Genomic DNA, 17,635 nt, shown 5'->3' with positions numbered 1-17,635 from the left:
AGATAAAATTTTAAGCCGCGGCTGCGAGAACAATTGATTAATGCTTAAAACGAGTAAGAGAAAATTGCATGAGCAAGCATAAAGGAAGCTTTGGGCAACGCATTAAACGTATTGTTATGCGAGGGGTTTTAGCCGTAGCAGGAATCTGGCTGGCAGGTATCGTACTTTTCTCTTTTTGCCGGTGCCCTTTTCGGCGGTCATGGTTGAGCGCCAACTGGGTGCCTGGTTGAGTGGCCGCTTTGATTATGTGGCGCACTCAGATTGGGTAGGGCACGACGCGATCTCGCCGTGGATAGCCTTAGCGGTGATTGCATCTGAAGATCAAAAATTTCCAGAGCATTGGGGTTTTGATGTCGCAGCGATTGAATCTGTACTGGATAACAGCAACGAGAAAATGCGTGGCGCATCAACGTTGTCTCAGCAGACGGCAAAAAACCTGTTTTTATGGGATGGCCGCAACTGGGTACGTAAAGCACTGGAAGCAGGTCTGACGGTGGGTATTGAAACGGTATGGAGTAAACGTCGCATCCTGACGGTTTATCTCAACATCGCCGAGTTCGGCGCTGGCACATTTGGCGTAGAAGCCGCATCACAACGCTATTTTCACAAACCGGCCAGCCGACTTACGATGTCAGAAGCCGCGCTGTTGGCGGCGGTATTACCTAACCCGATTCGTTTTCGGGCTGATGCGCCTTCAGGCTACATCCGACAGCGTCAACAGTGGATCATGCGACAAATGCGCCAGTTGGGCGGTGAAGAATTTCTTCAGCGCAATAAACTGATGATGTAGTTAATCTTCGTCAAAACCCGCTTCAAACAGTTCGATAACGGCTGCCAGTGCCTGGCGTTCTTCCGGGCCGCTGGCCTCAATTTCAATATGGCCGCCCTTAGCAGAATCCAGCATCAATAGCGCGATAACGCTGCTGGCTTCCGCTTCAGTGCCGCTCTCGTTCCGCAGCAGCACTTCAGCATCAAAACTCTGTACCAGCTCAAACAGTTTCATTGCCGGACGTGCATGCATACCCAGCTTATTTTTGATCTCTACAGTTTGTTTGACAGTCATGATTTGCGTTTTTCCAGCGTACGATGACGGGACTGCACATTTTTGCCGCGCGAGCGGAAATAGTCGGCTAACTGTTCCGCGATATAGACCGAACGGTGTTTACCACCGGTACAGCCGATGGCGACGGTCAGATAGCTGCGATTATTGGTTTCAAGCATTGGCAGCCATAGTTCGAGATAGCTGCGTGTCTGATAGATAAAATTATGCACTTCGGTATGGCGATCAAGAAACGCCGCGACAGGGCGATCGAGGCCGGTCATAGGGCGCAGTTTGGGATCCCAGTGTGGATTAGGTAAAAAGCGCACATCAAAGACGTAATCGGCATCAATAGGTATGCCGTGCTTGAAGCCGAACGATTCAAACACCATGGTTAATTCGCGTTCACGTTTACCCAGCAAGCGAGTCCGAAGCATCTCTGCCAGTTCATGAACCGACATTTCAGAGGTATCAATGATCAGATCGGCACGCGAGCGCAGCGGCTCCAGCAGATCATTTTCTTCATCAATCGCACTTTCGAGCGACAAATTTTTGCTGGAAAGAGGATGCAAACGGCGTGTATCGCTGTAACGGCGAATTAGAGTGTTACGGTCAGCGTCAAGAAACAGCAGCTGAGGCGAAAATGCATCAGGCAGATTGTTCAGCGCGGTTTCGAAGATTTCCGGTGACTCTGGCATGTTGCGCACATCAATACTGACGGCCGCAGAGATATTGCGTTCTGCCAGAGAGTTAGCCAGTTCAGGCAACAACACCACCGGCAGATTATCAACGCAGTAAAATCCCATGTCTTCCAGGGCGCGAAGCGCCACTGATTTTCCTGAGCCTGACCGACCGCTAACGATCATCAGCACCATGACCTTCTCTCCCGTTTTAAAACCGGCACGCGGCCGGTAATGACGCTTTAGTGTTCTGGCTGGCCTTCCATGATAATACCGTAGAGTTCTTCATTACTCTGAGCCGCGCGCAGGCGGCGGCAGACGGTTTTATCTGCCAGTCGCTTTGCCACCAAAGAAAGGGTATGCAAATGCGTTTTGCACTGATCAGCGGGGACCAGAAGAGCAAACAACAGATCCACTGGCTGATTATCGACTGCATCAAAGGCAATAGGCTGTTCGAGGCTAATAAATACGCCAACGGCGCGCAGCGTGTCCTCCTCCAGCTTGCCATGAGGAATCGCAATTCCATTGCCTATGCCAGTACTTCCCATACGTTCGCGGGTAAGAATGGCTTCGAAAAGCGTTTGGTGTGGCAGATTGAGCTGCTTCGCCGCCAGTTCGCTGATAATTTCCAGCGCACGTTTTTTGCTCTGGCAGTGTACGCCGCTGCGGGTGCAGTCAGGCGAAAGTACTGAGCTCAATTCCAGTGTCAGATCGTTGTTCATCATCGTTTCACTTGCGAGTTCACATAGCCATTGACGAAAACAGCACGCGTGCGCTGACGTCAGATGACGCTGGCTTAGATGACAAAACGGGGCGGTTAAGTCCGCCCCATCCTGTCCGCTTTAGCGCGACAAGCGCGCCCAGCTAGCATGAAGGTTAGTGTTTTTTCAGCTTGTCTTTATGCTTGTTCAGTTGACGGGTGAGTTTATCAATTAACCCGTCAATGGCCGCATACATATCTTCCGCCTCCGATGTGGCGTGCAGCTCGCCCCCGTTGACGTGTAAAGTCGCTTCGGCAATTTGAGTGACCCTCTCGACTTTCAGAACAATATAAACCTGATTGATACGATCAAAGTAGTGTTCCAGTTTGGCAAATTTACCGCTGACGAAATCACGTAGTGGTTCAGTAACTTCGACGTTTTGCCCAGTGAGGTTTAGCTGCATAGGTCTTCCTTCTCATTTCTGTCAAACCAGCTGTTTACGCTGATTTGATGGCGGGATAGATAAAGACTCGCGGTATTTAGCGACGGTTCGACGCGCCACCATGATCCCTTGTTCAGATAACATGGAGGTGAGTTTACTGTCACTCAAGGGTTTGGCTGGATTTTCCGCCGAGATTAATTTTTTTACCAGTGCGCGAATCGCGGTAGAGGATGCTTCACCGCCACCTTCAGTATTGACGTGACTGGAGAAAAAATACTTCAATTCGAAAATGCCACGCGGACTGTGGAGATATTTTTGCGTGGTAACACGGGAAATCGTGGATTCATGCATTTCTACAGCCTGCGCAATATCTGCCAGTACCATTGGGCGCATGAACTCCTCGCCCTGTTCAAAAAAAGCTTGTTGTTGTTCAACAATACAACGAGTCACTTTCAGCAACGTATCGTTGCGACTTTCCAGGCTTTTAATAAGCCATTTTGCTTCCTGCAAATTGCTGCGAATGAACTGATTATCGCTATCGTTACGCGACGATCCACCCATTGCTGCATACTGCTGATTGATCTTTAAGCGTGGCACGCTATCTGCATTGAGATCAACCGTCCAGCGTGTGCCGACTTTACGAACCAACACATCAGGAATGACATACTCCGGCTCGCCGGTATTCACTGACTGGCCTGGTCGTGGATCAAGAGACTGAATCAATAGCATAGCCTCTTTTAACACGTCTTCTTTGAGCCGCGTCACGCGCATCAGGCTACGAAAATCATGGTTAGCCAGCAAATCAAGATGATTGCTGACAATTAAACGCGCCTCTGCCAGCATCGGCGTCTCCGGAGCGTATTGCGATAACTGAACCAGCAGGCAGTCACGCAGGTCGCGGGCGCCGACACCAATAGGATCAAAGCGTTGGATGCGTTTTAATACTGCCTCAATCTCATCGATTTCCAGTTCTTCATTACCGATACTGTCGAGAATTTCTTCAAGCGAAACGGTTAAATACCCGGTATCGTCAATGGCATCGACAATGGAGGTGGCGATAGCGCGATCAGTATCAGTAAAAGGCGTTAATTCAACTTGCCACATTAAGTAATCTTGCAGCGATTGCGTTGTTTCGCCCTGATAAATCGGCAGTTCATCGTCCTGATAATCGGTGCCGGTACCCGATGGCGTGCCTGCTGTGTAAATTTCATCCCATGTGGCATCTAACGGTAACTCTTCCGGCATCTCTTTTTGTTCAAGTGCCTCGCGGGTATCCAGTGCTTCGCCTTCTGGATAGTCGCGGGAGTCTACTTCGTCGTGCAGGTCGGTCTGTTCAAGCAAGGGATTACTCTCCAGCGCAAGTTGTAACTCTTGCTGAAGTTCAAGCGTGGAAAGCTGCAGCAGACGAATAGCCTGTTGCAGCTGCGGTGTCATTGCCAGCTGTTGGCTCAGCCTGAGTTGTAAACCTTGCTTCATAGACAGGATATAAATTCCTCAGCAAACGTCGGTGTTAGCAACACCTTATCAGAGTCTGAACTCTTCGCCCAAATAAACCCGCTTAACTTGCTCATCCGCAAGTATTTCTTTGGGGGTGCCGTGGGCAATCAGATGGCCCTGACTAACGATATAAGCACGTTCGCATACCGCGAGGGTTTCCCGTACGTTATGGTCAGTAATCAGCACGCCGAGGCCGCTATCACGCAAATGCTCAATGATTTTTTTGATGTCGATAACCGAAATCGGATCGACCCCGGCAAACGGCTCATCAAGCAGGATAAATTTGGGATTCGCGGCAAGGGCGCGGGCGATTTCAACACGACGACGTTCACCGCCAGACAATGCCTGTCCCAGGCTATCGCGCAGATGTTCAATGTGGAACTCTTCCATCAACTCCCTGGCGCGATCCTGACGCTGCTCTTCGGTCAAATCCTCACGGATCTGTAACACGGCCATCAGGTTATCAAACACGCTCAGGCGGCGAAAGATTGACGCTTCCTGAGGAAGATAGCCAATACCGCGGCGCGCACGCGCATGCAACGGCAGAATACTAATATCTTCGTCATCAATAACAATACGGCCTGCATCACGCGGCACAATGCCAACGACCATATAAAATGTTGTTGTTTTACCCGCACCGTTTGGACCGAGCAGGCCGACAATCTCGCCGGATTTCACCTGCAGACTGACATCTTCTACCACGCGACGGCCTTTATATGCCTTCGCCAGGTTTTCTGCGATTAATGTGGCCATAGCTCTCAGTTACTCTTTTTTCCGCTGTTGGACGAACCTTGCTTATCCTGCAACTGCGACGGCACCAGCACGGTTGTAACGCGCTTGCTCTGGCCCTGGCTGTAAGCCTGCATCTTCTGCTCTTTGACTAAATAAGTGATGCGATCGCCTTTAATGTTGCTGTCTTGCTGTTCGATGTAAGCATTGCCAGTGAGTTCAACAAAATCATTTGCCAGCTCATAGTGCAGTTTCGATGCGTGACCCTGCACCGGTTTACCGCTGTCCTGCATCTGGTAGAAGGTGGCTGGCGTGCCGTAAGCATCAACAATAGTTTTATTACTGTCGCCGCCCGGGCGCGTGACCACTACTTTATCCGCAGTGATTTTGATAGAGCCCTGGGTCACAATGACGTTGCCTGTAAAGGTAGCGACGTTACCCTGCAGATCCAGCGCCTGGTTTTGTGAATCGATATTTACGGGTTTATCCGAGTCACCGGTCAAGGCCAGCGCAGGGAGGCTGGTCGCAAGCATAATGCTGGCCAGGAGAAGCTTAAGGCTGTTTTTGTTCATTTTGAATTTCATAAGATGTTTTGACCTTTTCGATTAACTCAGCGTTTTTTGTCCGTAAATTACCGCGCATTTTCATGCCGGTGGAGTTAAAACTGCGGCCATACAACGTCACCTGATCATCTGAGGTAACGTCCTGAGAAACGAGGTTTACCTGAGCATTATCCGTTTTGATACGCTCAAGCTGAGAGTCCTGAGTCAGCGTATTCAGCTCAACATGACCGTACAGGTAAAGCATACGATCTTTAGTCAGTTTTGCTTTATCTGCTCGTACCGACCAGGTTGGCACTTTATTTTCGTCGTAGGTTGTCATCACCGGATTGTCGAACCAGCTCAATTCATCGACAGAAAAATAAGTCACTTTGTCCGATACCAGCTTATAGGCTAACGCACCTTGCGGGTTATACACCACCGTGTTGGAGTCGGCACTGGTATAGGTGGGTGCCTGATCGTTAGTCGCAACGGGTGCGTTAGTGTCATCCTGATTAGTGAGATTCCAGCCGATAAGAACCAGTGCAATCAAGGTCAGAATCAGCGTTATCCAACGCCTGCTTTTACTCATACTGATTGCCCTTTGGCATCCTCAAATTTATCTTGCGCCATTAAGATGAGATCGCAGACTTCACGTACCGCGCCGCGTCCACCCGCAATGCGCGTTACATAATTAGCGCGTGGCAATAATACCGGATGCGCATCAGCAACCGCCACGCTTAAACCGACCTGCGCCATTACCGGCCAGTCGATCAGATCGTCACCAATGTACGCCACCTCTTCGTCGGAAAGAGACAGTTTATCCAGAAGTTCACGATAGGCCAAAAGCTTATCCGATTGCCCTTGATAAAGATGACGAATACCGAGCGTTTTACAGCGATCCTCCATCAACCGGGCATTGCGGCCTGTTATGATAGCCACTTCCACATCCGAGGTCAGCAGGCAGCGAATACCATAGCCATCCCGCACGTTGAAAGCCTTCAGTTCTTCGCCGTTATTGCCCATGTAAATGACGCCGTCAGACATAACACCATCAACATCGCAAATCAGCAGGCGAATTTTGCTGGCGCGTGCCATCACCTCAGCACTTACCGGACCGTAGCACGTATCAATCGTGGCATTTCCCAACTGCATTTTCTTTTCCTGTTCAGACTACGCCCGCGCGCAGCATGTCATGCATATGTACCACACCGAGCAGCCGATCATCCTCGGCCACCAGCAGTGCGGTGATATTTTTGTTTGCATCAAATTCAGGGCATCAACCGCTAACATATTGGGACGAACGCGGATACCGCCACGTGTCATCACTTCTGCGATAGTCGCGCGCTGAAAATCGATCCCCATGTCAAAGATACGGCGTAAATCACCATCAGTGAAAATACCCTCAATTTTCATCTGATCGTCAACGATCACCGTCAGGCCAAGATTCTTGCGTGTGATCTCCAGCAGTGCGTCGCGCAGAGAAGCGTCGCGGCTAACGTGCGGTATCTCCTCGTCGCTGTGCATGATATCGCTGATGTGCAGCAGCAGCTTACGCCCCAAAGCGCCACCGGGGTGCGAAAGGGCAAAATCTTCTGGCGTAAAGCCCCGCGCCTCAAGGAGCGCAACAGCCAGCGCATCACCCATCACCAGTGTTGCAGTGGTGCTGGTCGTCGGGGCAAGCCCGAGGGGGCAGGCTTCCTGTGGCACTTTGATGCACAAATGCACATCCGCAATACGGCCCATGGCACTTTCTGCCCGGCTGGTCATGCAGATAAGCTTGATTTTTTGACGTTTGATGACCGGAATCAGCGCCAGAATCTCATGAGATTCACCGCTGTTGGAAATTGCAATAATGACATCGTCGTGGCCTACCATACCGAGATCACCGTGGCTGGCTTCACCAGGATGAACAAAAAAAGCGGGTGTGCCGGTGCTGGCAAACGTAGCGGCCATTTTTTTACCAATATGGCCCGATTTGCCCATGCCCATCACCACAACTTTGCCTTTGCAGGTGTAAATCATGGCGCATGCGCGCGCAAAATCTTCATTGATGTACTGGTCAAGCTGCTCAAGCCCTTCGCGCTCAATGCGCAGCACCGCTTTTCCCGCTTGCTGGAAATCGAAATCAACTTGCTGATCTGACATGGCAAATCTGTCCTTTTATCCGTCAATAAACGCCGGCTGTAGCCACAGCAGCGTTATCCAGACGATGAAACCGCAGAGTAATATTGTGCCCGCTGTGCGGCCAATTCGTCGACGGCGCAGCAGGCAGAGCAGGGCAAACAGCGCACTTACGCCGAGCATGACCCAGTAATCGCGTGCAAAAGCGTGATAATCAACACCGCCTGGATGAATCAGGGCAGGCAAGCCAGGCACGATAGCAATATTATAAATATTGGCACCAATCAGGTTGCCAATCGCGATATCATCTTCGCCTTTTAAGGCACCGGCGATAACGGTGGCTAATTCTGGCAAGCTGGTTCCTACCGCAATCAGTGTTAATCCCATCACCAGTTCGCTCACGCCAAAGTAGTCAGCAAACACCGTGGCGTTATCAATTACCATACGTGTTGACATAGGCAGTATAATCAGAGCAACCGCCAGCCAGAGAAAGGCGACTGTGTTACCGCTCTCTTCACGCGGCAGCTCCGCCAGTTGCTCACGCGTTAACGTGTCATTGTTATCACGCTCTGCTTTACGCGCGATACGAATCACCACCATCAGGTAAATAGCGGCAATCGCAATCAAACCCAGGCCATCAAGTCGACTAAGATAATTATCAAACAGCATTAAGCCGCTTAATAATGAGACCAACAGCATCAGTGGCAGTTCGCGACGCACTAAATTTGAATGCACCGTTAGCGGATGCAATAGTGCAGCACCGCCTAAAATCAGTAAGATATTGGTAATGTTTGAACCCAACGCGGTGCCGACGGCTAAATCCATCTGTCCGTGTTGCGCGGCGGAAAAGGCGAGGATCATCTCCGGTAACGATGTCCCAATACTGACGACGGTCATGCCGATAATCAACGGTGGAATACCAAAAGAACGACAAAGTATTGAGGCGCTAAACACCAGACGATCGGCACCATAAGCCAGTAAAAGCAGACCGATAATCAGCAGTGCGGTAGCTACGAACATGAAAAATCCTTGCGTGAATATCCATGTCGGCACGCCTTGTCCGACTGGTTTCAGATTCTGTGTGATGAAACAGGCGCTGATTTTGACCGTCTGAGCGACAAAAGTAAATTTTATGCCCATTTTCGCCAAATCTTAGCGGTAAGTTTCTGTAAAGCTATCGTGCATTAAGGTCGAACGAGCTACCATCGTACCCCATGTTTACGCCCGATCTGCATAAGAGGTAATAATGATTCAGCAGCATACGAATCTGGTTGAGGTTCGTGGCGTGAGTTTTTCGCGCGGAGATCGCAAAATCTTCGATGACATTTCGCTCACAGTGCCAAAAGGCAAGGTCACGGCGATTATGGGTCCATCGGGGATCGGTAAAACCACGTTGCTACGTTTGATCGGTGGCCAGCTTCAGCCAGATAGCGGTGAAATCTGGTTTCGCGGCGAAAATATTCCCACGCTGTCGCGCGCTAAATTGTATGAAGCGCGAAAAAAAATGAGCATGTTGTTTCAGTCTGGCGCCCTGTTCACCGACTTAACGGTCTATGAAAACGTGGCCTGGCCGTTGAGAGAACACACACAATTGCCGCCTTCTCTGCTGCACAGCACCGTGATGATGAAGCTGGAAGCGGTAGGACTGCGCGGCGCGGCACAGCTTAAACCTGCTGAACTGTCGGGCGGAATGGCGCGCCGTGTTGCGCTGGCTCGAGCCATTGCGCTGGAGCCAGAGTTGATCATGTTCGACGAACCCTTTGTAGGCCAGGATCCTATCACCATGGGTGTACTGGTTAAATTGATCGATGAGCTGAATCACGCACTGGGGCTAACCTGTATTGTGGTCTCGCATGACGTACCGGAAGTATTAAGCATTGCCGATTACGCTTATATCGTGGCCGGACAAAAAATTATTGCCCAGGGCACGACGCCAGAGTTGCGTGAAAATGCCGATGCGCGTGTACGACAGTTTATTGACGGGGATGCGGACGGACCTGTGCCTTTTCGTTTTCCGGCTGGCGACTATCTTGCCGATCTAACCGGCTCAGGGAGAAAGTAAACTGATGTTATCGAAGGCGCTGGCGTCACTTGGACGTCAGGGAATTGAAACCTGCGCCAGCTTTGGCCGCGCAGGCTTAATGCTGTTTCATGCGCTGGTGGGTAAACCGGCGTTTCGTAAACATGCGCCACTGCTGGTGAAACAGCTTTACAGCGTTGGCGTCCTGTCATTGCTGATCATCGTTGTTTCCGGTTTGTTTATCGGCATGGTGCTCGGTCTGCAAGGCTATTTGGTTCTGACTACCTACGGCGCAGAAACCAGTCTCGGGATGTTGGTGGCGTTGTCGTTACTGCGTGAACTGGGACCGGTGGTAACAGCACTGCTGTTTGCCGGACGTGCTGGCTCCGCCCTGACGGCTGAAATCGGCCTGATGAAAGCCACCGAACAGCTTTCCAGCATGGAAATGATGGCGGTGGATCCGCTGCGTCGCGTCGTGTCACCGCGCTTCTGGGCCGGTTTTATTAGCATGCCATTGCTGGCGCTTATATTTACCGCTGTCGGCATTGCGGGCGGGGCGCTGGTTGGCGTGAGCTGGAAAGGTATCGATCCGGGTTTCTTTTGGTCAGCCATGCAGAACGCCGTCGATTTTCGTAGCGACGTGATCAACTGCATCATCAAAAGTGCCGTGTTTGCGGTAACGGTGACCTGGATCGCCCTGTTTAATGGTTACGATGCGATTCCGACCTCTGAAGGGATCAGTCGCGCGACGACGCGCACCGTGGTGCACGCCTCACTGGCGGTACTCGGTTTGGATTTTGTGCTGACAGCACTGATGTTTGGGAACTGAGGCAATGCAAAGCAAAAAAAGCGAAATCTGGGTTGGCGTATTTATGATTATGGCATTGATTGCCATGCTCTTTCTTTGTCTGCGCGTAGCAGATTTAAAATCACTCGGCACCGAGCCGACCTGGAAACTGTATGCCACCTTCGACAATATCGGTGGTCTGAAAGTTAGCTCGCCGGTCAAAGTAGGTGGCGTGGTAATCGGGCGCGTAACCGATATTGAACTGGAGCCGAAAACGCTGCTTCCTCGCGTGGCGATGGATATCAGCGATCAGTATGCAAATAAGATTTCCGATACCAGCTCACTGGCGATCCGCACGCAAGGCTTGTTGGGCGAACAGTTTCTGGCGCTAAACCTGGGCTTTGACGATCCCGAACTTGGCTCGGCAATGCTAAAAGATGGCGATACGCTGCACGATACTAAGTCGGCGATGGTACTGGAGGACCTGATTGGTCAGTTCCTGTATAAGAGCGGCGACAGTAAAGATAATAACGAAAATAAGGATGCGCAGGGCAGTGTAAGTACGCCTGCGTCACCGGCTCAACCTTAAGAGAGGTCACACACGATGTTTAAACGTTTACTGATGATTGCCATGTTGGTGATCGCGCCGCTGGCGGCTAACGCTGCCGATCAAACCAATCCCTATAAGCTTATGAACGAAGCGGCGCAGAAAACTTTTACGCGCCTGAAAAATGAGCAACCAAAGATTAAGCAGGATCCCAACTATTTGCGTGAAATCGTGCGCCAGGAGCTGCTGCCCTATGTGCAGATTAAATATGCTGGCGCATTAGTACTGGGGCGTTATTATCGCGACTCAACGCCTGCGCAGCGTGAGGCTTACTTCAAGGCGTTTGGGGATTATCTGGCGCAGGCTTATGGTCAGGCACTGGCGCTGTATCATGGCCAGACTTACCAGATTCAGCCTGAGCAGCCGCTCGGCGATGCCAACATCATTGCTATTCGCGTCACCATTCTCGATCCAAACGGCCGTCCGCCGGTTCGACTCGATTTTCAATGGCGTAAAAACAGCCAGAGCGGTAACTGGCAGGCTTACGACATGATCGCTGAAGGCGTCAGTATGATCACTACCAAGCAAAATGAGTGGAGTGATCTGCTGCGAACTAAAGGCATTGATGGCCTGACCGCGCAGTTAAAAAGCTCAGCGGCCCAATCCATCACCCTGGATCAACAGTAACAATGCGCGAATCTTTACGCTGGCAACGTGAGGCCAGTACGCTGTTACTGAGTGGCGAGCTTGATCGCGATACGCTGTTGTCTCTGTGGCAACAGCGTGACACCTTAATCAAAGATGTCGATACCATTGATGTGGCGGCACTGGAGCGCGTAGATTCTGCAGGACTGGCGCTGTTAGTGCATTTGCGCGAGATTGCGCGCGCGCAAGGGATCACGCCTCGTTTCAGTGGGATCAGCAATAAACTGCAATCGCTGATCACGCTTTACAATCTGCAACAGATTATTGTTTCTGCGGATAAAAACGCCTGATTACCTTTTGTTATGCTTAGCCCCTGCTTCAGTCAGGGGCTTTTGCGTATTTAAGAGTCAGCCGCTTTCCTCTAATATGTCAGCCTTATTATTATCAAGCGAAGTTAAAAGCAATGGAAAACAGTGAAATTCAGGCCGTCCTCATGCAGGCGTTGCCTTTAGACGAAGTTCATGTGATGAGCAATGATGGCAGCCACTTCCAGGTTATCGCCGTCGGTGAGCTGTTTGGCGAATTAAGCCGTGTAAAAAAACAGCAGGCGGTCTATGCACCGTTGATGGAATACATCGCGGATAACCGTATTCATGCTGTCTCGATCAAAACGTATACCCCCGCTGAATGGGCGCGTGACCGTAAACTGAACGGTTTTTAAGTCTTCAGCGTGGTGTGCTCGTCTCAGGCGAGCCCGATCTTTAGCTAGTTAATTGAGAGCCGTGTTAATGGACAAATTTCGTGTGCAAGGCCCCACCCGCTTAAGTGGTGAAGTCACCATCTCCGGGGCGAAAAATGCCGCGCTGCCTATTCTGTTTGCTGCATTACTGGCTGAAGAGCCGGTCGAAATTCAGAATGTGCCAAAGCTGCGGGATATCGATACCACTATGAAGCTGCTGAGCCAGCTGGGTGCTAAGGTTGAGCGCAACGGTTCTGTGCATGTCGACGCCAGTGCAGTTGATATTTTTTGTGCCCCTTACGACTTAGTTAAAACCATGCGCGCTTCTATCTGGGCACTGGGTCCGTTAGTGGCGCGTTTTGGTCAGGGCCAGGTTTCTCTGCCAGGCGGTTGTGCCATCGGCGCTCGCCCGGTTGATCTGCACATTACGGGTCTTGAGCAGCTTGGCGCAGAGATCAAACTGGAAGAGGGCTATGTTAAAGCCTCGGTAAATGGTCGTTTGAAAGGTGCGTTGATCGTAATGGACAAAGTCAGCGTTGGCGCGACTGTGACCATCATGAGCGCAGCAACGCTGGCTACCGGCACCACCGTTATTGAAAACGCCGCGCGTGAGCCAGAAATTGTTGATACCGCTAACTTCCTCAATACGCTGGGAGCAAAGATCAGCGGTGCAGGCACAGACAAAATCACCATCGAAGGCGTTGAGCGTCTGGGCGGCGGAGTTTATCGCGTGCTACCGGATCGTATCGAAACCGGCACTTTCCTGGTGGCAGCGGCGATCTCTGGCGGCAAAGTGTTGTGTCGTAACACACAGCCGGACACGCTGGACGCGGTGTTGGCAAAACTGCGTGACGCCGGTGCGGATATTGAAACGGGCGAAGACTGGATCAGCCTCGATATGCATGGCAAGCGCCCCAAAGCGGTTAACGTGCGCACTGCGCCGCATCCGGGCTTCCCGACTGATATGCAGGCCCAGTTTACGCTACTGAACCTGGTGGCTGAAGGCACTGGCGTTATCACCGAAACCATTTTCGAAAACCGTTTCATGCATCTGCCAGAGCTGATTCGCATGGGCGCACACGCGGAAATTGAAAGCAATACCGCTATCTGTCACGGTGTGGAAACGCTGTCAGGTGCTCAGGTCATGGCAACCGATTTACGTGCCTCTGCAAGCCTGGTGCTGGCGGGCTGTATCGCTGAAGGCACGACCATTGTGGATCGTATTTATCACATTGATCGTGGCTATGAGCACATCGAAGATAAACTGAAAGCAATGGGCGCGAACATCGAGCGTATCAGCGGCGAATAGAGTCGCTTATTGCTTCAGTCAGACAAGCCAGCCCCGATTCTCGCGGCTGGTTTTTTTACGACTAAGCTGGTGCTTAAGGCGTTGCAGTCAGAGTTTACTGCGTCAGGATCGGATGCGTTTTTTACGATCCAGCAAGCGGTGGGTGACAGGATCGTAATAGCGGCTTGGCCAAATCTTTGCAGGATGAACATCGATCGCCTCCGCAATGAGCCATTCTCCCTTTGGCCACGGACGCGACAGGGCATTGGCTAACGTTGATGAACTCAGCCCTGCTTTACGCGAGAGTGCAGCCAGTGTCGTACCCCGTTTACGTAAAGCTGCGATAATATCGGCGGGATGCCAGTCTTCACTCCTTCTGTGCATAAACGTGTTCTCCTTTTCCTTGTTAATGCGCCACTTTTTATCGTGTTCCTGGCTTTCCTTTTACTTTAAAACTGGAAAGTTCTGGATGTTTATAGCAAATAAGCGTCATTAATTTCCAGTAATATTCGGCATGTATACGCAGAACAGTGCTGCTCAACGCAAAAACGCTGCAACAAATGTAAGTCGGCTAAGGAAAGGCGTGAAAAAGGGAAGAGGAGCCGTTTCCGGCTCCGAAAGGCGTTAAAAGTCGCGTTGTACTGACATATGCGCAAGCGATTCCAGCGCACTGCGCCAGGGGGTTTCTGGCAGGATTTTCAACGCAGCGATTGCTTTATCCGCTTCTTGCTCAGCGCGGGTTCGCGTCCATTCCAGCGAGCCACACTGGCGCATAGCTTCCAGCACCGGTTCAAGCAAGTGACGTCCATTGCCTTGCTCAATGGCTTCACGGATCATTTTTGCCTGTTCTGGCGTACCGTTTTGCATCGCATGCAGCAGCGGCAGCGTCGGCTTGCCTTCGCTCAGGTCATCACCCGTGTTTTTGCCCAGGGTTTCACCGTCGGCACTGTAATCCAGTAAATCGTCAATTAACTGGAAAGCAGTACCCAGATAGCGTCCATAATCCTGTAACGCTTTTTCCTGCGCGGGTGTGGCCTCGGCAAGAATGGCGGAAGCCTGCGAAGCCGCTTCAAACAGGCGCGCAGTTTTACTGTAAATCACGCGCATGTAACTCTCTTCAGTGATATCCGGATCGTTACAGTTCATGAGCTGCAAAACTTCACCCTCAGCAATCACGTTCACCGCCTCAGACATCAATGCCAGAATGCGCAACGAGCCCATGCTGGTCATCATCTGGAACGCGCGGGTATAAATAAAATCCCCTACCAGCACGCTTGCGGCATTGCCGAACGCGGCATTTGCGGTAGCTTTGCCACGGCGCATATCGGATTCATCCACCACGTCGTCGTGCAGTAGCGTGGCGGTGTGGATAAATTCGATCAGCGCCGCATTGGTGACATGCAGGTTGCCCTGATAGCCCATTGCGCGAGCGGAAAGCACGGCAATCATCGGACGGATGCGCTTTCCGCCGCCACTGATGATGTAATATCCCAGCTGATTGATGAGTGAGACATCTGAATTCAGCTGGTCGAGGATGGTCTGGTTAACGGCAGCCATATCCTGCGCGGTTAATTCATTAATCTGTTCTAAGTTCATTCGTCTTTTCAGCTATGACTCGTTTTATGCCATGGTAAGTGCTTTTACCCAGCCAGCGTTCAGGTAATCTGTTACTGATTGTACTTGAATTTTCAGGATGAGAAACGTTTGCGTTCAGCCTGTGTTTTTTTTCTGCAAGAGAGTGCAAAGTGCTCTTGTCTTCTCCTGGAGTTTTGCGTAGAATTCGCGCCCTATTGTGAATATTTAGCGCGCCGCCTGATGAACTAAAAGGCAAGCGCAGAAGCGGAGTTTTATATGTACGCGGTTTTCCAAAGTGGTGGTAAACAACACCGAGTAAGCGAAGGTCAGACCGTTCGCCTGGAAAAGCTGGACATCGCAACCGGTGAAACCATTGAGTTTGACCAGGTTCTGATGATTGCAAATGGCGAAGACGTGAAAATCGGCGCGCCACTGGTTTCAGGCGGTGTGATCAAGGCAGAAGTTGTTGCTCACGGTCGCGGCGAAAAAATCAAGATCGTTAAGTTTCGTCGTCGTAAGCACTACCGTAAGCAGCAAGGTCACCGTCAGTGGTTCACTGATGTAAAAATCACTGGCATCACTGCCTAAGAGGAGATCTGAGAAATGGCACATAAAAAGGCTGGTGGCTCGACTCGAAATGGTCGTGACTCCAACGCAAAACGTCTGGGTGTAAAACGTTTCGGTGGTGAATCTGTTCTGGCAGGTAGCATCATCGTTCGTCAGCGTGGCACCAAATTCCACGCCGGTACCAACGTAGGCTGTGGTCGTGACCACACCCTGTTTGCTACCGCAGACGGCAAAGTAAAATTCGAAGTTAAAGGTCCGAACAACCGTAAATATATCAGCATCGTTGCTGAGTAAGGTTGTCGTGACGCAGACGGTTAACGTCTGAACGCACGAATTGAAGGCCCCGCAGCTCATGCGGGGCTTTTTACATTCTGCGCTTGATTGCCTTAAAGGCAACGCATCACAAGAGATTGCTGTACACTTTATGTACACACTGGCACATGCCAGCCCTGATTTATCCGCCGCTGGTCAGCGCAGAAGACCCTGGCGGACCCGTTTGCAGCGTGCTGCAAACGATTGTGTGACGGAGAAAGAAAATGAAGTTTGTTGATGAAGCGACAATATTAGTCGTCGCAGGCGATGGCGGTAATGGTTGCGTCAGCTTCCGCCGTGAAAAATATATTCCGAAAGGCGGCCCTGACGGCGGTGACGGTGGCGATGGCGGCGACGTTTATCTGCTTGCTGACGAAAACCTGAACACCCTGATCGATTATCGCTTCGAAAAATCTTTCCGCGCTGAACGTGGTCAGAATGGCCAGAGCCGTGACTGTACCGGTAAACGCGGTAAAGACATCACGATTAAAGTCCCGGTGGGCACGCGCGTTATCGATCAAGGCACCGGTGAAACACTGGGCGATATGACGCGCCACGAACAGAAGCTGATGGTCGCTAAAGGCGGCTGGCATGGTCTGGGTAACACACGTTTCAAATCGTCAGTAAACCGTAGCCCGCGTCAGAAAACCATGGGTACAGCAGGCGAGAAGCGTGATTTACAGCTCGAACTGATGCTGCTGGCAGATGTTGGCATGCTGGGTTTACCGAACGCCGGTAAATCGACCTTTATCCGCGCGGTGTCTGCCGCAAAACCAAAAGTTGCTGATTATCCCTTTACCACACTGGTTCCAAGCCTGGGTGTGGTGCGTATGGATAGCGAGCAGAGCTTTGTCGTGGCGGATATTCCTGGCCTGATTGAAGGCGCTGCTGAAGGCGCTGGCTTAGGGATTCGTTTTCTTAAGCATCTTGAGCGTTGCCGCGTGTTGCTGCACCTGATCGATATCGCGCCGATTGATGAAACCGATCCAGTTGAAAACGCGCGCATCATTCTTGGTGAGCTGGAAAAATACAGCGAAAAACTGTTCAACAAGCCACGCTGGTTAGTGTTTAACAAAACAGACCTGTTGAGCGAAGAAGAAGCGCAGTCGCGTGCTAAAGCGATTGCCGAGGCACTGGGATGGGAAGATAAATATTACCTGATCTCAGCTGCCAGCCGTAACGGCGTCAATGACCTGTGCTGGGACGTGATGAGCTTCATCAACGCCAATCCGAAAGAAGCGGAAGTTGAAGAGAAGCAGCCGGAAAAAGTGGAGTTCATGTGGGATGATTACCACCGTGAAACCCTTGAAAATGCGGTTGAAGAAGATGAAGAGTGGGATGATGACTGGGATGAAGATGACGACGAAGGCGTCGAAATTATCTATCAGCGTTAAGACCACCAAA

At 51.1% G+C, this 17,635-nt stretch carries 22 protein-coding genes and 2 pseudogenes; 11 read left to right on the top strand and 13 right to left on the bottom strand.

The window, feature by feature from the left end; translation table 11 throughout:
- The first annotated feature begins 68 nt into the window (after positions 1 to 68).
- Positions 69 to 790: pseudogene (mtgA, locus tag O3W44_RS10765) on the top strand (monofunctional biosynthetic peptidoglycan transglycosylase).
- On the opposite strand, the gene npr reads toward mtgA, so the two are convergent.
- The 11 genes and pseudogenes from npr to O3W44_RS10710 all read right to left on the bottom strand — a co-directional run bounded on the left by npr (position 791) and on the right by O3W44_RS10710 (position 8,771).
- Positions 791 to 1,063 carry a PTS phosphocarrier protein NPr gene (gene npr, locus O3W44_RS10760; protein WP_269293062.1) on the bottom strand — a complete coding sequence of 91 codons (273 nt, stop codon included), beginning with the start codon at positions 1,061 to 1,063 and terminating at the stop codon, positions 791 to 793. It abuts the pseudogene before it with no gap.
- Positions 1,060 to 1,914, bottom strand: a complete 855-nt coding sequence (rapZ, locus tag O3W44_RS10755; protein ID WP_269293060.1) for an RNase adapter RapZ — start codon at positions 1,912 to 1,914, stop codon at positions 1,060 to 1,062. The genes npr and rapZ overlap by 4 nt, the downstream gene beginning before the upstream one ends.
- Before the next feature lie 47 nt (positions 1,915 to 1,961).
- Positions 1,962 to 2,441: a PTS IIA-like nitrogen regulatory protein PtsN gene (gene ptsN / locus O3W44_RS10750; RefSeq protein WP_269294419.1), complete on the bottom strand. Its 480-nt coding sequence runs from the start codon at positions 2,439 to 2,441 to the stop codon at positions 1,962 to 1,964.
- Between the two features lie 154 nt (positions 2,442 to 2,595).
- The gene (gene hpf, locus O3W44_RS10745) at positions 2,596 to 2,883 is read right to left on the bottom strand and encodes a ribosome hibernation promoting factor (RefSeq protein ID WP_269293059.1); all 288 of its coding nucleotides are present in this window, start codon (positions 2,881 to 2,883) and stop codon (positions 2,596 to 2,598) included.
- 21 nt (positions 2,884 to 2,904) lie between these two features.
- Positions 2,905 to 4,338 (bottom strand): RNA polymerase factor sigma-54, encoded by a 1,434-nt coding sequence (gene rpoN / locus O3W44_RS10740; RefSeq protein WP_269293058.1) that lies wholly within the window; start codon positions 4,336 to 4,338, stop codon positions 2,905 to 2,907.
- 48 nt (positions 4,339 to 4,386) lie between these two features.
- Positions 4,387 to 5,112, bottom strand: a complete 726-nt coding sequence (lptB, locus tag O3W44_RS10735; protein ID WP_269293057.1) for an LPS export ABC transporter ATP-binding protein — start codon at positions 5,110 to 5,112, stop codon at positions 4,387 to 4,389.
- A 5-nt stretch (positions 5,113 to 5,117) separates the two neighbouring features.
- On the bottom strand, positions 5,118 to 5,672 hold the full coding sequence (lptA, locus tag O3W44_RS10730) for a lipopolysaccharide ABC transporter substrate-binding protein LptA (protein WP_269293056.1): 555 nt from the start codon (positions 5,670 to 5,672) through the stop codon (positions 5,118 to 5,120).
- On the bottom strand, positions 5,641 to 6,219 hold the full coding sequence (gene lptC / locus O3W44_RS10725; protein ID WP_269293055.1) for an LPS export ABC transporter periplasmic protein LptC: 579 nt from the start codon (positions 6,217 to 6,219) through the stop codon (positions 5,641 to 5,643). Before lptC ends, lptA begins: the two co-directional genes overlap by 32 nt.
- Positions 6,216 to 6,782, bottom strand: a complete 567-nt coding sequence (gene kdsC / locus O3W44_RS10720) for a 3-deoxy-manno-octulosonate-8-phosphatase KdsC (protein WP_269293054.1) — start codon at positions 6,780 to 6,782, stop codon at positions 6,216 to 6,218. The genes lptC and kdsC overlap by 4 nt, the downstream gene beginning before the upstream one ends.
- Before the next feature lie 13 nt (positions 6,783 to 6,795).
- Positions 6,796 to 7,775, bottom strand: a pseudogene (gene kdsD / locus O3W44_RS10715) (arabinose-5-phosphate isomerase KdsD).
- Positions 7,776 to 7,790: 15 nt separating this feature from the next.
- On the bottom strand, positions 7,791 to 8,771 hold the full coding sequence (locus O3W44_RS10710) for a calcium/sodium antiporter (RefSeq protein ID WP_269293052.1): 981 nt from the start codon (positions 8,769 to 8,771) through the stop codon (positions 7,791 to 7,793).
- A gap of 226 nt (positions 8,772 to 8,997) precedes the next feature.
- Here O3W44_RS10710 and mlaF point away from each other — a divergent pair, with 226 nt between their 5' ends.
- The 7 genes from mlaF (at position 8,998) to murA (ending at position 13,798) form a co-directional block, all read left to right on the top strand.
- Complete coding sequence (gene mlaF / locus O3W44_RS10705) at positions 8,998 to 9,813, top strand: phospholipid ABC transporter ATP-binding protein MlaF (protein WP_269293051.1); 816 nt, start codon at positions 8,998 to 9,000, stop codon at positions 9,811 to 9,813.
- Between the two features lie 4 nt (positions 9,814 to 9,817).
- Complete coding sequence (gene mlaE, locus O3W44_RS10700) at positions 9,818 to 10,600, top strand: lipid asymmetry maintenance ABC transporter permease subunit MlaE (RefSeq protein WP_269293050.1); 783 nt, start codon at positions 9,818 to 9,820, stop codon at positions 10,598 to 10,600.
- A 4-nt stretch (positions 10,601 to 10,604) separates the two neighbouring features.
- Complete coding sequence (mlaD, locus tag O3W44_RS10695; RefSeq protein ID WP_269293049.1) at positions 10,605 to 11,147, top strand: outer membrane lipid asymmetry maintenance protein MlaD; 543 nt, start codon at positions 10,605 to 10,607, stop codon at positions 11,145 to 11,147.
- 15 nt (positions 11,148 to 11,162) lie between these two features.
- On the top strand, positions 11,163 to 11,792 hold the full coding sequence (gene mlaC / locus O3W44_RS10690; RefSeq protein WP_269293048.1) for a phospholipid-binding protein MlaC: 630 nt from the start codon (positions 11,163 to 11,165) through the stop codon (positions 11,790 to 11,792).
- A 2-nt stretch (positions 11,793 to 11,794) separates the two neighbouring features.
- Positions 11,795 to 12,100 carry a lipid asymmetry maintenance protein MlaB gene (gene mlaB, locus O3W44_RS10685; protein WP_269293047.1) on the top strand — a complete coding sequence of 102 codons (306 nt, stop codon included), beginning with the start codon at positions 11,795 to 11,797 and terminating at the stop codon, positions 12,098 to 12,100.
- A 113-nt stretch (positions 12,101 to 12,213) separates the two neighbouring features.
- Positions 12,214 to 12,471 (top strand): BolA family iron metabolism protein IbaG, encoded by a 258-nt coding sequence (gene ibaG / locus O3W44_RS10680; RefSeq protein WP_193405205.1) that lies wholly within the window; start codon positions 12,214 to 12,216, stop codon positions 12,469 to 12,471.
- A 67-nt stretch (positions 12,472 to 12,538) separates the two neighbouring features.
- The gene (gene murA, locus O3W44_RS10675) at positions 12,539 to 13,798 is read left to right on the top strand and encodes a UDP-N-acetylglucosamine 1-carboxyvinyltransferase (RefSeq protein WP_269293045.1); all 1,260 of its coding nucleotides are present in this window, start codon (positions 12,539 to 12,541) and stop codon (positions 13,796 to 13,798) included.
- A 102-nt stretch (positions 13,799 to 13,900) separates the two neighbouring features.
- On the opposite strand, the gene O3W44_RS10670 is transcribed toward murA, so the two are convergent.
- Positions 13,901 to 14,161, bottom strand: coding sequence for a helix-turn-helix domain-containing protein (locus tag O3W44_RS10670; protein ID WP_269293044.1), 261 nt, complete (start codon positions 14,159 to 14,161; stop codon positions 13,901 to 13,903).
- A gap of 240 nt (positions 14,162 to 14,401) precedes the next feature.
- Complete coding sequence (gene ispB, locus O3W44_RS10665; RefSeq protein WP_269293043.1) at positions 14,402 to 15,373, bottom strand: octaprenyl diphosphate synthase; 972 nt, start codon at positions 15,371 to 15,373, stop codon at positions 14,402 to 14,404.
- Between the two features lie 255 nt (positions 15,374 to 15,628).
- Between ispB and rplU the strand changes: the two genes are divergently transcribed.
- From rplU to cgtA, 3 genes are all read left to right on the top strand, one after another.
- A complete protein-coding gene (gene rplU / locus O3W44_RS10660) occupies positions 15,629 to 15,940 on the top strand; it encodes a 50S ribosomal protein L21 (RefSeq protein ID WP_269293042.1) in 312 nt (103 codons plus the stop codon).
- Positions 15,941 to 15,955: 15 nt separating this feature from the next.
- Positions 15,956 to 16,213 (top strand): 50S ribosomal protein L27, encoded by a 258-nt coding sequence (gene rpmA / locus O3W44_RS10655; RefSeq protein WP_017349604.1) that lies wholly within the window; start codon positions 15,956 to 15,958, stop codon positions 16,211 to 16,213.
- A 242-nt stretch (positions 16,214 to 16,455) separates the two neighbouring features.
- Positions 16,456 to 17,625 carry an Obg family GTPase CgtA gene (gene cgtA / locus O3W44_RS10650; RefSeq protein ID WP_269293041.1) on the top strand — a complete coding sequence of 390 codons (1,170 nt, stop codon included), beginning with the start codon at positions 16,456 to 16,458 and terminating at the stop codon, positions 17,623 to 17,625.
- Positions 17,626 to 17,635: the final 10 nt, after the last annotated feature.

The organism is Pantoea sp. LMR881, from assembly GCF_027157825.1.
Classification (GTDB): domain Bacteria; phylum Pseudomonadota; class Gammaproteobacteria; order Enterobacterales; family Enterobacteriaceae; genus Pantoea; species Pantoea haifensis.
This window is presented reverse-complemented; position numbering and strand designations above follow the sequence as displayed.

Bases quoted from the DNA above. Each gene is read 5' to 3' on its own strand.
- cgtA (WP_269293041.1), top strand. From the start codon at position 16,456: ATGAAGTTTGTTGATGAAGCGACAATATTAGTCGTCGCAGGCGATGGC.
- ibaG (WP_193405205.1), top strand. From the start codon at position 12,214: ATGGAAAACAGTGAAATTCAGGCCGTCCTCATGCAGGCGTTGCCTTTA.
- rpmA (WP_017349604.1), top strand. From the start codon at position 15,956: ATGGCACATAAAAAGGCTGGTGGCTCGACTCGAAATGGTCGTGACTCC.
- npr (WP_269293062.1), bottom strand. From the start codon at position 1,063: ATGACTGTCAAACAAACTGTAGAGATCAAAAATAAGCTGGGTATGCAT.
- rplU (WP_269293042.1), top strand. From the start codon at position 15,629: ATGTACGCGGTTTTCCAAAGTGGTGGTAAACAACACCGAGTAAGCGAA.
- ptsN (WP_269294419.1), bottom strand. From the start codon at position 2,441: ATGAACAACGATCTGACACTGGAATTGAGCTCAGTACTTTCGCCTGAC.
- mlaD (WP_269293049.1), top strand. From the start codon at position 10,605: ATGCAAAGCAAAAAAAGCGAAATCTGGGTTGGCGTATTTATGATTATG.
- kdsC (WP_269293054.1), bottom strand. From the start codon at position 6,782: ATGCAGTTGGGAAATGCCACGATTGATACGTGCTACGGTCCGGTAAGT.
- hpf (WP_269293059.1), bottom strand. From the start codon at position 2,883: ATGCAGCTAAACCTCACTGGGCAAAACGTCGAAGTTACTGAACCACTA.
- mlaC (WP_269293048.1), top strand. From the start codon at position 11,163: ATGTTTAAACGTTTACTGATGATTGCCATGTTGGTGATCGCGCCGCTG.
- mlaB (WP_269293047.1), top strand. From the start codon at position 11,795: ATGCGCGAATCTTTACGCTGGCAACGTGAGGCCAGTACGCTGTTACTG.
- mlaE (WP_269293050.1), top strand. From the start codon at position 9,818: ATGTTATCGAAGGCGCTGGCGTCACTTGGACGTCAGGGAATTGAAACC.
- murA (WP_269293045.1), top strand. From the start codon at position 12,539: ATGGACAAATTTCGTGTGCAAGGCCCCACCCGCTTAAGTGGTGAAGTC.
- ispB (WP_269293043.1), bottom strand. From the start codon at position 15,373: ATGAACTTAGAACAGATTAATGAATTAACCGCGCAGGATATGGCTGCC.
- mlaF (WP_269293051.1), top strand. From the start codon at position 8,998: ATGATTCAGCAGCATACGAATCTGGTTGAGGTTCGTGGCGTGAGTTTT.
- O3W44_RS10710 (WP_269293052.1), bottom strand. From the start codon at position 8,771: ATGTTCGTAGCTACCGCACTGCTGATTATCGGTCTGCTTTTACTGGCT.
- lptA (WP_269293056.1), bottom strand. From the start codon at position 5,672: ATGAAATTCAAAATGAACAAAAACAGCCTTAAGCTTCTCCTGGCCAGC.
- lptC (WP_269293055.1), bottom strand. From the start codon at position 6,219: ATGAGTAAAAGCAGGCGTTGGATAACGCTGATTCTGACCTTGATTGCA.
- O3W44_RS10670 (WP_269293044.1), bottom strand. From the start codon at position 14,161: ATGCACAGAAGGAGTGAAGACTGGCATCCCGCCGATATTATCGCAGCT.
- rapZ (WP_269293060.1), bottom strand. From the start codon at position 1,914: ATGGTGCTGATGATCGTTAGCGGTCGGTCAGGCTCAGGAAAATCAGTG.
- rpoN (WP_269293058.1), bottom strand. From the start codon at position 4,338: ATGAAGCAAGGTTTACAACTCAGGCTGAGCCAACAGCTGGCAATGACA.
- lptB (WP_269293057.1), bottom strand. From the start codon at position 5,112: ATGGCCACATTAATCGCAGAAAACCTGGCGAAGGCATATAAAGGCCGT.